The organism is Devosia sp. LjRoot3 (assembly GCF_964252865.1).
Classification (GTDB): Bacteria; Pseudomonadota; Alphaproteobacteria; order Rhizobiales; family Devosiaceae; genus Devosia.
Window position 1 is genome coordinate 81697 of the sequence record NZ_CAXUPK020000002.1, and the last position, 12831, is coordinate 94527.

14 protein-coding genes are annotated in these 12831 nt (G+C 62.4%); 9 read left to right on the plus strand and 5 right to left on the minus strand.

The window, feature by feature from the left end:
- Positions 1-3: 3 nt before the first annotated feature.
- The 5 genes from argH to ACSQ2A_RS07440 all read left to right on the plus strand — a co-directional run bounded on the left by argH (position 4) and on the right by ACSQ2A_RS07440 (position 4826).
- Positions 4-1512 carry an argininosuccinate lyase gene (argH, locus tag ACSQ2A_RS07420; protein WP_436071701.1) on the plus strand — a complete coding sequence of 503 codons (1509 nt, stop codon included), beginning with the start codon at positions 4-6 and terminating at the stop codon, positions 1510-1512.
- A complete protein-coding gene (locus tag ACSQ2A_RS07425; RefSeq protein WP_436071702.1) occupies positions 1512-2579 on the plus strand; it encodes an ABC transporter ATP-binding protein in 1068 nt (355 codons plus the stop codon). Before argH ends, ACSQ2A_RS07425 begins: the two co-directional genes overlap by 1 nt.
- Complete coding sequence (locus ACSQ2A_RS07430) at positions 2576-3475, plus strand: carbohydrate kinase family protein (protein WP_436071703.1); 900 nt, start codon at positions 2576-2578, stop codon at positions 3473-3475. Before ACSQ2A_RS07425 ends, ACSQ2A_RS07430 begins: the two co-directional genes overlap by 4 nt.
- 20 nt (positions 3476-3495) lie before the next feature.
- Positions 3496-4239, plus strand: coding sequence for a glucosamine-6-phosphate deaminase (locus ACSQ2A_RS07435; protein ID WP_436071704.1), 744 nt, complete (start codon positions 3496-3498; stop codon positions 4237-4239).
- A 92-nt stretch (positions 4240-4331) separates the two neighbouring features.
- A complete protein-coding gene (locus tag ACSQ2A_RS07440; protein ID WP_295414572.1) occupies positions 4332-4826 on the plus strand; it encodes a hypothetical protein in 495 nt (164 codons plus the stop codon).
- A gap of 67 nt (positions 4827-4893) precedes the next feature.
- Here ACSQ2A_RS07440 and ACSQ2A_RS07445 read toward each other — a convergent pair whose 3' ends face one another.
- The 4 genes from ACSQ2A_RS07445 to ACSQ2A_RS07460 form a co-directional block, all read right to left on the minus strand.
- Positions 4894-5568 carry an outer membrane protein gene (locus tag ACSQ2A_RS07445; protein WP_295414570.1) on the minus strand — a complete coding sequence of 225 codons (675 nt, stop codon included), beginning with the start codon at positions 5566-5568 and terminating at the stop codon, positions 4894-4896.
- Positions 5569-5869: 301 nt separating this feature from the next.
- A complete protein-coding gene (locus ACSQ2A_RS07450) occupies positions 5870-7492 on the minus strand; it encodes an ABC-F family ATP-binding cassette domain-containing protein (RefSeq protein ID WP_436071705.1) in 1623 nt (540 codons plus the stop codon).
- Between the two features lie 201 nt (positions 7493-7693).
- Positions 7694-9178 carry a sigma 54-interacting transcriptional regulator gene (locus tag ACSQ2A_RS07455; RefSeq protein ID WP_436071706.1) on the minus strand — a complete coding sequence of 495 codons (1485 nt, stop codon included), beginning with the start codon at positions 9176-9178 and terminating at the stop codon, positions 7694-7696.
- Positions 9179-9371: 193 nt separating this feature from the next.
- The gene (locus ACSQ2A_RS07460; RefSeq protein ID WP_295414566.1) at positions 9372-9548 is read right to left on the minus strand and encodes a YdcH family protein; all 177 of its coding nucleotides are present in this window, start codon (positions 9546-9548) and stop codon (positions 9372-9374) included.
- 153 nt (positions 9549-9701) lie between these two features.
- On the opposite strand from ACSQ2A_RS07460, the gene ACSQ2A_RS07465 reads away from it, so the two are divergent.
- From ACSQ2A_RS07465 to ACSQ2A_RS07475, 3 genes are all read left to right on the plus strand, one after another.
- On the plus strand, positions 9702-9917 hold the full coding sequence (locus ACSQ2A_RS07465; protein ID WP_056312046.1) for a YdcH family protein: 216 nt from the start codon (positions 9702-9704) through the stop codon (positions 9915-9917).
- Between the two features lie 83 nt (positions 9918-10000).
- Positions 10001-10492, plus strand: coding sequence for a 5-(carboxyamino)imidazole ribonucleotide mutase (gene purE, locus ACSQ2A_RS07470; protein WP_436071707.1), 492 nt, complete (start codon positions 10001-10003; stop codon positions 10490-10492).
- A 4-nt stretch (positions 10493-10496) separates the two neighbouring features.
- Positions 10497-11585, plus strand: coding sequence for a 5-(carboxyamino)imidazole ribonucleotide synthase (locus ACSQ2A_RS07475; RefSeq protein WP_436071708.1), 1089 nt, complete (start codon positions 10497-10499; stop codon positions 11583-11585).
- Here the strand turns inward: ACSQ2A_RS07475 and ACSQ2A_RS07480 are convergent, their stop codons facing one another.
- Complete coding sequence (locus ACSQ2A_RS07480) at positions 11586-12278, minus strand: alpha/beta fold hydrolase (RefSeq protein ID WP_436071709.1); 693 nt, start codon at positions 12276-12278, stop codon at positions 11586-11588.
- A 215-nt stretch (positions 12279-12493) separates the two neighbouring features.
- Here ACSQ2A_RS07480 and rpsU point away from each other — a divergent pair, with 215 nt between their 5' ends.
- A complete protein-coding gene (gene rpsU, locus ACSQ2A_RS07485) occupies positions 12494-12721 on the plus strand; it encodes a 30S ribosomal protein S21 (protein ID WP_035086964.1) in 228 nt (75 codons plus the stop codon).
- The last annotated feature ends 110 nt before the right edge of the window (positions 12722-12831 follow it).

Sequence of the window (12831 nt, forward strand, 5' to 3'; positions counted from 1 at the left end):
GCCATGACCGATCCCCGTTCTTCCGACAGTTCGGTCTTTCCCGATCCGGTCTATAAGGAAACTGTCCTGGCGCCATTGTTCGATGGCGCCAAGGACCACCATGTCGAAGGCTTTAGGGCCATCGATCGCGCGCATCTGGTGATGCTCACCGAGACAGGCATTCTGGATGCCGGTCAGGCGCGCGATATTGCCGTGGCGCTCGACAGCATCGATGCGGAAATTGAGCCGTCGAAGCTTGTCTATACAGGTGAGGTGGAGGACTTCTTCTTCCTCATCGAGAAGGAACTGAAGAAGCGCGTTGGGCCCGATCTTGGTGGGCGCCTGCATACGGCGCGCTCGCGCAATGATATCGACCATACGCTCTTCAAGCTCGGGCTGCGCGAGCGGCTCAATGTTCTTATTGAGAAGGCACTGAAGCTGCATGCGACGCTGATCGATGCGGCGGAGCGCGAGAAGGACACGCTGATCGTTGCCTATACGCATGGGCAGCCGGCGCAGCCGACGACGTTTGGGCACTACCTCTCGGCCATCGTCGAGTTCGTTGGGCGCGATATCGAGCGGCTGTTTGAGGCCTATCGGATCGTCGAGCTTTCGCCCATGGGCGCGGCCGCGATCACCACCACGGGTTTCCCGACGGATCGGGCGCGGGTGGCGGAGCTGCTGGGCTTTGCGGCGCCGCTGCAGAACTCCTATTCGTGCATAGCCGGGGTGGATTACATCACCTCGACCTATTCGGCCGTGGAACTGATGTTCCTGCACCTTGGGCGTCCGATCCAGGACTTTCAGGTCTGGACTAGCTTCGAGGTGGGGCAGATCTATGTGCCCAATAGCCTCGTACAGATCTCCTCGATCATGCCGCAAAAGCGCAATCCGGTGCCGATCGAACATCTGCGGCATCTCGCGAGCCAGACGGCAGGGCGGGCGCATTCCATGCTCACGGTGATGCACAATACGCCCTTTACCGACATGAACGACAGCGAGGGCGAAACGCAGGCCATGGGCTACCAGGCCTTTGCGAGTGCCTATCGCGTGCTCGACCTGTTGGCGGCGCTGGTGCAGCAGATTCGTATCGATCCCAAGCGGGTGCGGGACAATATTTCGCGCTCTTGCATCACGATTACGGAGCTGGCTGACTCGCTTGTGCGTCGGGAAGGGCTTTCCTTCCGTGAAGGGCATGAGATTGCGGCGTCCGTCGCCAAGGCGGTGGTCGCTATGGGCGGCGATCTCGTCACTGACGGTTTTGGGCCATTCACTGCTGCTTTCGAGAAGGCGACAGGGCGTCCTTCGTCGCTCGATGAGACCAGCTTTGCTGAAATCGTCTCGCCGGAATATTTCGTTGCCGTGCGTACTCGCTTTGGCGGGCCGGCGCCCGAACCGCTCAACGCTGCCATCGCCGGTTACCGGCACGACGCTGAGCGGCTTGCTCAAAATCATGGAAAAATACTGCGCCGCCAGGCTGATGCCGCGCGCATGCTGAAAGAGCGCTTCGGCGCATTGAAGGGAACCGTCTAATGGCCAAGATCGAACTGCAGAAACTGGTCAAGGAATACGGCAAGACCCGCGCCGTGCATGGCATTGATCTCACCATCGAGGATGGTGAGTTCGTGGTGTTCGTTGGCCCCTCGGGCTGCGGCAAATCCACCACCTTGCGCATGATTGCCGGGCTCGAGGATATTTCGGGCGGCAATCTTCTTATCGGCGGCGAAGTGGTGAACCAGCGCGAGCCCAAGCAGCGCAATATCGCCATGGTGTTCCAGAACTACGCCATCTATCCGCATATGACCGTGGGCCAGAATATCGGCTTTGGGCTCTATACGTCCAAGCTGTCGAAGGCAGAAAAGCAGAAGCGGATCGAGGAAACCGGCAAGATCCTGGGGCTCGAAAAGCTGCTCGATCGGCGGCCGGCGGCTCTCTCCGGTGGTCAGCGTCAGCGCGTTGCCATTGGGCGCGCCATGGTGCGCGATCCCGCAGCTTTCCTCTTTGACGAACCGCTTTCCAATCTCGACGCGCAGCTGCGCTCGCAGATGCGCATGGAGATCAAGAGCCTCCATCGCCGGCTTGGCACCACGATCGTCTATGTGACGCACGACCAGGTCGAAGCCATGACCATGGCCGACAAGATCGTCGTCATGCGCGACGGCAATATCCTGCAGGTGGGCTCGCCGACCGATCTCTACGAAAACCCGGTCGATGTCTTTACCGCGCGCTTTATCGGCAGCCCGTCGATGAACATGGTTGAGGGCACGATTTCTGGCGGCAATCTGAGCGTGGACGGTGCGGCGATTTCGGGGCTGGCTTTGCCGGCGCATCAGGGCAAGGCGCTGATCGGCGTTCGGCCGCATGACCTGGTGGTCGGCGATGCGACGGGCGCGGGGCTTTCGGCCACGGGCACGGTCGAGGCGGTAGAGCCGCTGGGCTCTGAAACGCTGGTGCATCTCAATGTCGGCAAGGCGCAGGTCATTGCCACGGCGCCTGGTCGCGTCGTTCCGGCCATCGGCAGCACGGTGTCGGTGCATGCCGGGGCCGGCTCGCTTTACCTCTTCGATGCCGTCAGCGAAAAGGCTCTGGGCCGCGCATGACATCTTCTATTCCACGCGCCGGGGCTGTGCTCAATCTCGGCCGCATCTATTGCGACATGGTGTTTCGCGGGCTCGACGGCATGCCCCAATTGGGGCGCGAGCTTTTTGCCCGCGAATTCGCCCTGACGCCGGGCGGCGGCGCGCTCATTACCGCTGCGCATCTGGCCGCGCTCGGCCGCCACTCAGCGCTCCTGGCGCGGTTTGGTACCGATGCGCTGTCTTCGGCACTGTCCGAGCAGATCGATGAACTGGGGCTCGACCTGCAGTTTCTCGATCGGCACGAGACGGCGGGGCCGCAGCTGACCGTGGTCATGGTGCATGATGGGGATCGCGCCTTCCTGTCGCGCCGGGCTGGCCATGCGCGGCCGGCCGGGTTCGAGGCGGCACTGGCTTCGCCTGAAGTCGCGCATCTGCATATCGCCGAATATGCGACGCTGCACGAAATGCCCGATGCCATTGCCAAGGCCAAAAGCCATGGGCTGACAGTGTCGCTCGATCCGAGCTGGGACGCGGATCTTATCCGGGATCCGCTGTTTTTCGAACGGACGACGGGGACCGACGTCTTCCTGCCCAATATGGAAGAGGCCGAGGCGCTGACCGGCAAGACCGATCCGGGCGCCGCGTTGGCGGTGCTGCAACGGCATTTTCCCGTCGTGGCTCTGAAGCGGGGTGGCGAGGGCGCTATTCTGGCAGCGGGCGACGAGATCATCGACCTGCCGAGCGCGCGGGTCGAGGTGGTGGATACGACCGGGGCGGGCGATGCCTTCAATGCCGGTTTCATCCATGCCTGGCTCGATGGTGCGGATAATCGCTCGGCCTTGACGGCCGCTATCGAGGCTGGCACCCGCTCGGTGCAAGCTTCGGGCGGTACCGGCAGCATTCGCAGCGCGAGCTGATCTTTTCTACATAGAGACCCATGACCAAAGCTCAGTTTCAGGTTTTTTCGTCGCCGGAGCTCGTTGCCCAGGCGGTTGCGTCCCATATCGCGGAGGTGGTTCGGGCGCGCCCGCAAACGGTGCTTGGCCTTGCCACCGGCAAGACTTTTGTGTCGATTTATGAGGCACTGGTGCGGGTGGGCGAGGAGACCGGCCTCTCCTTTGCCGAGGCGTCGAGTTTTAATCTCGATGAATATGTCGGGCTGCCCGTGGGCCATCCGGCCTCGTTCCGGCGCTATATGGAAGAGCATTTCTTCCGCCATGTCGATTTGCCGGCGGATCGGGCCTTGCTGCCCGAGGCCGGTGACGATGCGGAAGCGGCTTGCCGCGCCTATGAGGCGGCGATTGCCGCGCGCGGGGGCGTGGATGTGCAACTGCTCGGCATCGGCCGCAATGGGCATATTGGCTTCAATGAACCCGGTTCGGCCTTTGATGGCCGCACCCAGGTGGCGCGACTGACGCCATCGACGATTGCTGCCAATACCAGCGATTTTCCGCCCGGCGAACTGCCGCCGCCTGAAGCGATCACCATGGGGATTGGTACGATCCTTGATGCGCACGCCGTCGTGCTGGTGGCGACGGGGGCAGCCAAGGCCGAGGCTTTGGCGCGGGCCTTTCTGGCGCCGATGGATGTGGACTGTCCGGCTTCTGCCTTGCAGCAGCATGCTCACGTGACCGTGTTCTGCGACGAGGCGGCTTTTGCGGGCATGGGGCCCAGGGCATAGGGACGAGTTAGGGACGCGTTTACCAGCGCGCCTCAAGGTGGCGGAGCAGCGAAAGCTGCGTGACGTTTTCTTGAGGCGAGGCCGAAAGCGCGATGCTGAGACCCTTTTCCATTGCGCTGTGCCTGTTGTTGGCAACGCCCAGCTTCGCCGCGGACTGGAAATATGAAGGCGGCAATGTGCCCATTGCCTATTTCGACAATGGCGATGCGCAATTCCAGTTCGCCTGCCGCGGCGGAGACCTCGCCATGGCCTATTGGGTGCGCAAGCCGAGCAAGGAAGTGGCCGGGGCGGCGACCCTGAGCCTCGCGATCAATGCCAGCGGAACGGCATCCGGCAGCCTTGCCGCAACGGGCGGCACAATTTTCGCGCAGGATTTTCCACTCATCCACAGCGATGGCAGCTCGATCCTGGTTCGTGGGCCGGTCGCCCGGCAATGGGCCGCGATCGCGCAAGGCGCCGCCGACCTGATCCGCGTCGGGTTCGTGCGGCACAAGGCGCAGGGCGGACTGGAAGTTTTCGACGGGCACGAATTTGGCGCCCGGGGGTCGAATGCGGCTATCGGCAAAGTGCTGCGCCAGTGCGGATAAGCAAAAGGCCCCGTCCGATGTGGAACGGGGCCTCTTGCTTTGAGAAGGTGGCCTTGCGGCCAAAACCTTAGAAGCTGTAGTTCACGCCGGCGCGGATGACGCTGAACTTGTGGCCGATGTCGCGGCCGATGCCGGGGCCATTATAGTTCTGGCTGCCGAGGTCGACATAGAGGTATTCGGCCTTGACCGAGATATTATCGGTGGCCTTGGCTTCGATACCGAGACCGGCGGTCCAGCCGAAATGGGTGGCCGACTGCGAGGTGGTGACGCCGCCATTGACGATCTGTGCGGTGCCGCGACCGAAGGCGGCGCCGAGGGTCACATAGGGCATGACCTGGCCGAAAGTGCCGCCGGCGCGGGCACGGACGGTGCCGAACATGTCGAGCTTGGCTTCAAAGGTGCCCGGGGCCGGGTTGTTGGGCTCGCTATAGGCGAGGTTGGCCCATTGCAGGTCGCCTTCGGCGCCGATCACGAGGCCGCCCATATCGGCATTGAAACCGGCTTGGGCACCAGCGGTCCAGCCCGAGCTGTTATTGTTGGTGTTGACGATGGCTGGGTTCACCGTCGTCGTACCCCAGGTATAGCCGCCGTTGACGCCGGCATAGAAGCCGTTCCAGTCGACTACCGAGGTGGACGAATACATGGGGGAAGTGGCCGGGGCGCTGTTCCAGCCCAGATCGGCGGCTCCTGCCGACGCCGTCAGCGTCAGGAGAGCAGAAATCACAATGGCGGAACGCTTCATTTTTGGCCTCGTCGATATGCGCCTAAACATGAGGCCCAAAATCGTCTCAAGGTCTTAATGATCGGGTAAGGAATAAGGTTAACGCACCGGGTTTTATCGATTTGTGAAAGGTGGCGTTAGGGAGTCCAAGGCTTTCCGGCTTTTTCAATTCGTCGTCATTGCCGGGCTTGTCCCGGCAATCCATCTCGGGGAGGCCTGCCATCCTGCGGATGGCGTGGACCACCGGGACAAGCCCGGTGGTGACGATGGCTGATATGGCACTGGAGACGCCGCCCGGTGGGTGGCGCAAAGGGGTGTTAGCTCAGCTATGCAGGCCCGGGGCCTCGCGGCCGGTGGAGGCGACGTATTCGGTGTAGCCGCCGCCATAGGCGTGGACGCCTTCGGGGGTCAGCTCGAGCACGCGGTTGGAGAGCGCGGCGAGAAAGTGGCGGTCGTGGCTGACGAAGAGCATGGTGCCTTCATATTGGCTCAGCGCCGTGATCAGCATTTCCTTGGTGGCGATGTCGAGGTGGTTGGTCGGCTCGTCGAGGACCAAAAAGTTCGGGGGATCGAAGAGCATCATGGCCATGACCAGACGGGCCTTTTCGCCGCCCGAGAGGACGCGGCACTTTTTTTCGATTTCATCGCCGGAGAAGCCAAAGCAACCGGCAAGGGCGCGGAGCGGGGCTTGGCCCGCCTGCGGGAAGGAATATTCGAGCTGCTGGAAGACGGTCAGGTCGCCATCGAGCACATCCATGGCGTGCTGGGCGAAATAGGCCATTTTTACTGAAGGGCCGCGCGAGACCGTGCCTTGGTCGGGTTCGGTGGTGCCGGTGACCAGTTTCAAAAGAGTCGATTTGCCGGCGCCGTTGATGCCCATGATGGCCCAGCGCTCGCGGCGGCGGACGTGGAAATCGAGGCCGTCATAAATGGAGCGGGAGCCGTAGCTCTTGGAGACACCTTTAAGTAGGGCCACGTCTTCGCCCGAGCGGGGGGCGGGGCGGAATTCGAACTCGACGGTCTGGCGGCGCTTGGGCGGTTCGACGCGGTCGATCTTTTCGATCTTCTTGACGCGGCTCTGGACCTGGGCGGCGTGGGAAGCGCGGGCCTTGAAGCGGGCGATGAAGTCGAGCTCCTTGGCGAGCATGGCTTGCTGGCGCTCGAACTGGGCCTGCTGGTTCTTTTCGGCGATGGCGCGCTGCTGCTGATAAAATTCGTAATTGCCGGAATAGGTGGTGAGCGAGCCGGCGTCGATTTCGACGATCTTGGTGCAGATGCGGTTCATGAATTCGCGGTCGTGCGAGGTCATGAACAGGGCGCCCTGATAGTTCTGCAAGAAGGCCTCGAGCCAGATCAGGCTTTCGAGATCGAGGTGGTTGGAGGGTTCGTCGAGGAGGAGCGCGTCAGGACGCATGAGGAGGATTTTGGCCAGGGCCACGCGCATCTTCCAGCCGCCCGAAAGCGCGCCGACATCGCCGTCCATCATTTCCTGGGAGAAGCCGAGACCATCAAGCACTTCGCGGGCGCGGCCATCGAGGGAATAGCCGTCGAGTTCTTCGAACTGGTGCTGGATTTCCCCATAGCGCTCGATGATGGCGTCCATCTCATCGGCCTTGTCGGGATTGCCCATGTCGGCTTCGAGGGCGCGCATTTCGACGACGATGGCGCTGACGGGGCCGGCGCCATCCATGACTTCGGTGACCGCGCTACGGCCGGACATTTCGCCGACATCCTGGCTGAAATAGCCAATGGTGGTGCCGCGCTCGACCGAGACCTGGCCTTCGTCAGGCTGTTCCTCGCCGGTGATCATGCGGAAAAGCGTGGTCTTGCCGGCGCCATTGGGACCGACGAGGCCGATCTTTTCGCCCTTGAGCAGGGTTGCCGATGCCTCGATGAAGACAATCTGCTTGCCGTTTTGCTTGCCGATGCTTTCGAGGCGGATCATTTTTTGGGCTTTCAGACACGCGGGCATCCGTGCCGCTGCCACTGCAACGTTTGTCATCCCGACCTTCGCCGGTGTGACAATCGAGGGTGGGGCGTCTGGTCAGGCTGCCCGCTCAATTGAGACGAGCCGCCCCTAAAGCATTGTCCTCCGCGCGGCGCAAGCGTCGCGCGGGCACATCGGCTATGCCAAAAGGCAAAAGCGTCAGGCGGCGTCGTTGATGAGGCCTTCGGCCATGCCGTATTCGTGAAGTTTTCGGTAGAGCGTCGAGCGGCCGATGCCGAGGGCGCGGGCGACGCGGGACATGCGGCCGCCGTGATAGTCGATGGCAAAGGCAATGGCTTCGCGCTCGATATCGGAGAGGGCCTGCAGGTCGCCCGAGGCATTGAGGAAACGATCCTGCATAGTTTGGGGCGCGGGTTCGGCGCGGAGGCGCGCGGGGGCGCTGTCGATGTGGATCGGTGCGGCAAGAACCGCGGCCTGTTCGGTGGCGCGGACGGCCTCTTCGCGGCCAGCGGCCTGGGCGAGGATTTGCGGGAAATCCTCGACTTCGAGGAAAGCCGCGTCGGCCAGCACCACGGCACGATAGCAGGCGTTTTCGAGCTGGCGGACATTGCCCGGCCAGTCGTAGGACGCGAGCAGGTCGAGCGCCGTGGGCGTGAGGCCCAGGACGCGCTTGCCGGCTTCGGCGGCGAAGCGGGCGATGAAGTGGGACGTAAGGGCGGTCAGATCTTCAAGGCGCTCGCGCAGGGGCGGCACGTAAATGGGGAAGACGTTGAGGCGATAGAACAGGTCTTCGCGGAATTCGCCTGACTTGGCGAGATTGAGGAGGCGCCGGTTGGTGGCCGAGATCAGGCGGACATTGACCTTTTCGGGGCGAGTAGCGCCGACCGGTTCTATCTCGCCTTCCTGGAGGGCGCGCAGGAGTTTCACCTGCGTTTCGAGGGGCAGCTCGCCGACTTCGTCGAGGAAGAGGGTGCCATTGTGAGCCTCGGCGAATTTGCCCGGCTGATCCGCAATGGCGCCGGTGAAGGCACCCTTCTTGTGGCCGAAGAGGACGGATTCGACGAGATTGGGCGGGATGGCGCCGCAGTTGACGGTGATGAAGGGTTTGCCGGCGCGGTCCGAACCGCCCTGGATGATGCGGGCGACCAGTTCCTTGCCGACGCCGGTTTCGCCCTCGATGAGGACGGGGATCGGGCTTTTGGCCGCCTTTGCAGAGAGCGAGAGCACGCGAGCCATGGCCGGAGCGCTGGCGATCATGTCCGATGGCGAAAACGTGCCGGAGCGGCGGGCGTGTTCGGAGCGGATGGCGGCTTCGAGCGTGTCGAGTTTGAGGGCATTGCGCAGCGAGACGACGAGGCGTTCCGGCGAGACGGGCTTGACGAAATAGTCGGCCGCGCCCTGGCGCATGGCGGAGATGACCGTCTCGAGCGAAGAGTTGGCCGTCTGGATGATGACGGGGGTCGTCAGGCCCTCGGCGCGCATGGCGGCCATCACGCCCATGCCGTCGAGATCGGGCATGACAAGATCGAGGATCATGGCGCCGATCTGGCGGTCGTCGCGCAGAATGGCGAGCGCCTGTTCGCCGCCGGTGGCGGTCAGCGGCTTGAAGCCGGCACGGTTAGCAATTTCAGCCGTCAGGCGCAGCTGCACCGGATCGTCGTCGACCACAAGAACGCGCGTCATACCTATCCCAAGTTCAATTCGTTGCTCGGCACGAATCGGGTGTGCCGTTTTGGGAGAGAATGAGGAAAGGGACTTAAGAGGGTGTTAATCCTAATGAATTGGTCTACGTTGCCGCGCACGGCAGGGCAAATAAAAAGGGCCGCGGAAAATTCCGTGACCCCCTGAGTTCAGAACCTTTGGTCGTCCAACCAGACTAGTTCCGCTCCATCACATTGTAGCGGGTGATTTCGTCTTTTACTTCCAGCTTTTTGCGTTTCAGCGTTGAGACCATCAGGTCATCATATTGGCGATTCTGCATCTCTGCCTGAATCTGCCGGTCCAGTTCCTGGTGGCGCCTTTCCAGCGCTGCGATGTGGCCTTCAGTGGTCATAGACAACTCCTTCGACATCGTGGACGAAGGCATAGTCACAAATCTTTCACGCTTTGTCGACCGCCTCAAAAGGGGGTGATCGAATTGAGATGCAAATCGTGATGCGATGCGTTAACCAAGTGTGACTTGATGCACGACTAGCCGGTTTCGTGGATGTTGCAGCTCGACAAGGAACAGGAAGCCCAGTTTGGGCTGGAGCTGGCGACAAAGCGCCAGGAACATGCGGATCTCGATGCCGCCATCCATACCTTGACGCAATCGCAATTTGCCGACCGGATGCTGGTGCAGCGGCTCAAGAAGCGCAAGCTGGCGCTGAAAGATCGCATCGTGCAGCTTGAAAGCTTCCTGCTTCCCGACATTATCGCCTGACGCTTTTGGCGGCTCACGCCTTGAGCGCTGCCGCATTTTAGGCTAGATGCGCGCTTTGCGGAGCGGCAGGGGGAGAACTCGCCATGCTCAAGCCACCTGTTGCCATTGTCATGGGCAGCCAATCGGACTGGCCCACCATGCGGCTGGCCGCCGAAACCCTCGAAAATCTCGAAGTGGAATATGAGGCGCGGATCGTCTCGGCGCATCGTACGCCCGAGCGGATGGTCGATTTCGCCATGAACGCCAAGGCCGAGGGTTTTAAGATCATCATTGCCGGGGCCGGGGGCGCCGCGCACCTGCCGGGCATGATCGCGGCGTTGACGCCGCTGCCGGTGTTCGGCGTGCCGGTGCGCTCGAAGGCGCTGAGCGGCATGGATAGTCTTTATTCCATCGTGCAGATGCCGGGCGGCGTGCCCGTGGGGACGCTGGCCATTGGCGAGCCGGGCGCAATCAATGCGGCGCTGCTGGCGGCTGCCGTCCTTGCCCTCAACGATGATGAACTGGCCGACCGGCTCGATGCGCATCGCGCGCGGCAGACAGCCTCCGTCCCGCAATTTCCTTCCGATACCGAGTAGAGCCTTGTCCGATTCATCCGTCTCGCTGCGTCCTGGTTCCACCATCGGTATTCTGGGGGGCGGGCAGCTTGGCCGCATGCTGGCTTTGGCCGGCGCCAAGCTGGGATTGAAGAGCCATATCTATTGCCCGGACCCGCAGAGCCCGGCATTTGATGTGACGCCGTTCAAGACGGTGGCGGCATATGATGACGAGGCGGCGCTGCGTGAATTTGCGGCTGAGGTCGATGTCATCACCTATGAATTCGAGAATGTGCCGGCGGCGACCGCGGAAATCTTGGGCGCCCTGAAGCCGCTGCGGCCGGGCGCCAATGCACTGGCGATCTCGCAGGACCGGTTGGCCGAAAAGGGATTCTTGGCCTCGAAGAATATTCCAGTGGCCCCCTATCGGGCGGTGCATTCGCTCGATGATTTGAAGGCGGCGGTGGCGGAGCTGGGACTGCCGGCGGTGCTGAAGACGACGCGGCTTGGCTATGACGGCAAGGGGCAGCGGGTGCTGCGCGAACCGGGCGATGCCGAGGCGGCGTTTGCCGAGCTGAAACCGCATCCGCTGGTGCTGGAAGGGTTCGTGCCCTTCGAGAAGGAAATTTCGGTGGTCGTGGCGCGCGGGGCCGATGGTTCGGTGCGGGCGTTCGATCCGGCCGAGAATGTGCATAGACACCATATTCTCTACACTTCGACCGTGCCGGCCGATGTTGCGCCGGGCCTTGCCAAGCAAGCTGCAATGCTCGCCAAGGTGATTGTCGTGGCGCTCGACTATGTCGGGGTTCTTGGCGTGGAATTCTTCGTGCTCGGTGGAGAGCGGCCAAGTCTGGTGGTCAACGAGATCGCGCCGCGCGTGCACAATTCGGGGCACTGGACGGAGGCTGTGTGCCTTACCGACCAGTTCGAGCAGCACATGCGGGCGGTGGCCGGCTGGCCGCTGGGCGACCCGCGGCGCTATGCCGATGTGGTGATGCAGAATCTTGTCGGTGACGAAGTGGACGTGGTGCCTGACGGCATCGACGGCGATACCCAGCCGCATCTTTACGGCAAGGCGGAAGCGCGGCCGGGGCGGAAGATGGGGCACATTAACCGGATCACGCGGCCTGACTAACTAGCGGGCGAGCCAGTTCCCAAAAGCGTCGGCGACGGCTTTGGGGTTTTCCATGGTCGGCAGGTGGGCGCTTTTGGCGAAGCGGACGATGTCGGCATGGGGGACGGTTGCGGCCATTTCCTCGGCCAGCTCCATGGGCGTGAGGACGTCCTCAGTGCCGACGCCGATCAGGGTTGGCACCTTGATGCCGGCGAGGTCGGGGCGGGAATCGGGACGGCCCAAAATGGCTTGCTGCTGGCGGATATAGGCGTCCTGGCCGAGGCGTTCGGCCATGGCCTGCACTTCCTCGGCGAGCGGCGTGTTGAGATTGCGCTTGGCGACGAGGCTCGGCAGCAGGCTGCGCGAGACGCCGATGAATTTTCCGAGTTTGACGTTCTCGATGCCCTTGCGCCGGGCCTCGCGGCGCTCGTCGCTGTCTGGTCGGGCGGAGGTGTCGAGAAGGGCAAGGTGGGTGACGCGGTCGGGCGCCTGGCGCATGATTTCGAGCGCGACATAGCCGCCCATGGAAAGGCCGGCCAGGGCAAATTTGGGCGGCGCTGCCGCGAGAGTGCGGCTTGCCATGGCGGCGACGGATTCATCGAGCGTGAGGTCGGCGACCATGGGCGCGATAGTGTCGCGCAGGGGCAGGACTACGTCGCGCCAGAGGCGGGCATCGCAAAGCAGGCCAGGCAGGAGGACGATGGGGGTGAGCACGGGTCCAACCTCTTGAGAGCAGTAAAGAAGCGGTAGACCGCTTCGGAAATTCAGGCAATACGCCGAATTTCCTGACTCGCATGTGGACAAGTCCCAAGAGGCGAGCTATATAGCGCGCCACGGTGACCGGCTCGGCTGGTCGGCGAAGTGGTTGTTATGGCTGTTTCGCTCCTATCCAAAACAATTTGCCAAAGCTTTGAAGGGGCAGTTGACCTTTGCAAGTAGTCGTTCGCGATAACAATGTAGACCAGGCGCTGCGCGCCCTGAAGAAGAAGCTGCAGCGCGAAGGCGTCTTCCGCGAAATGAAGCTGCGCAACTACTACGAAAAGCCCTCTGAGAAGAAGGCTCGCCAGAAGGCCGAGGCCGTTCGTCGCGCCCGCAAGCTGGCTCGCAAGCGCGCACAGCGCGAAGGCTTGATCGCCGCTCCAGCGCCGCGCAGCTAGTCAGCGCGAAGCGTCAAGAAATTTGAAAACGCCGTCCTTCGGGGCGGCGTTTTGTTTTGGGGTTTTGTATTTCCCCACGATCGTCACCACGGGACTTGTCACCGGTGGTC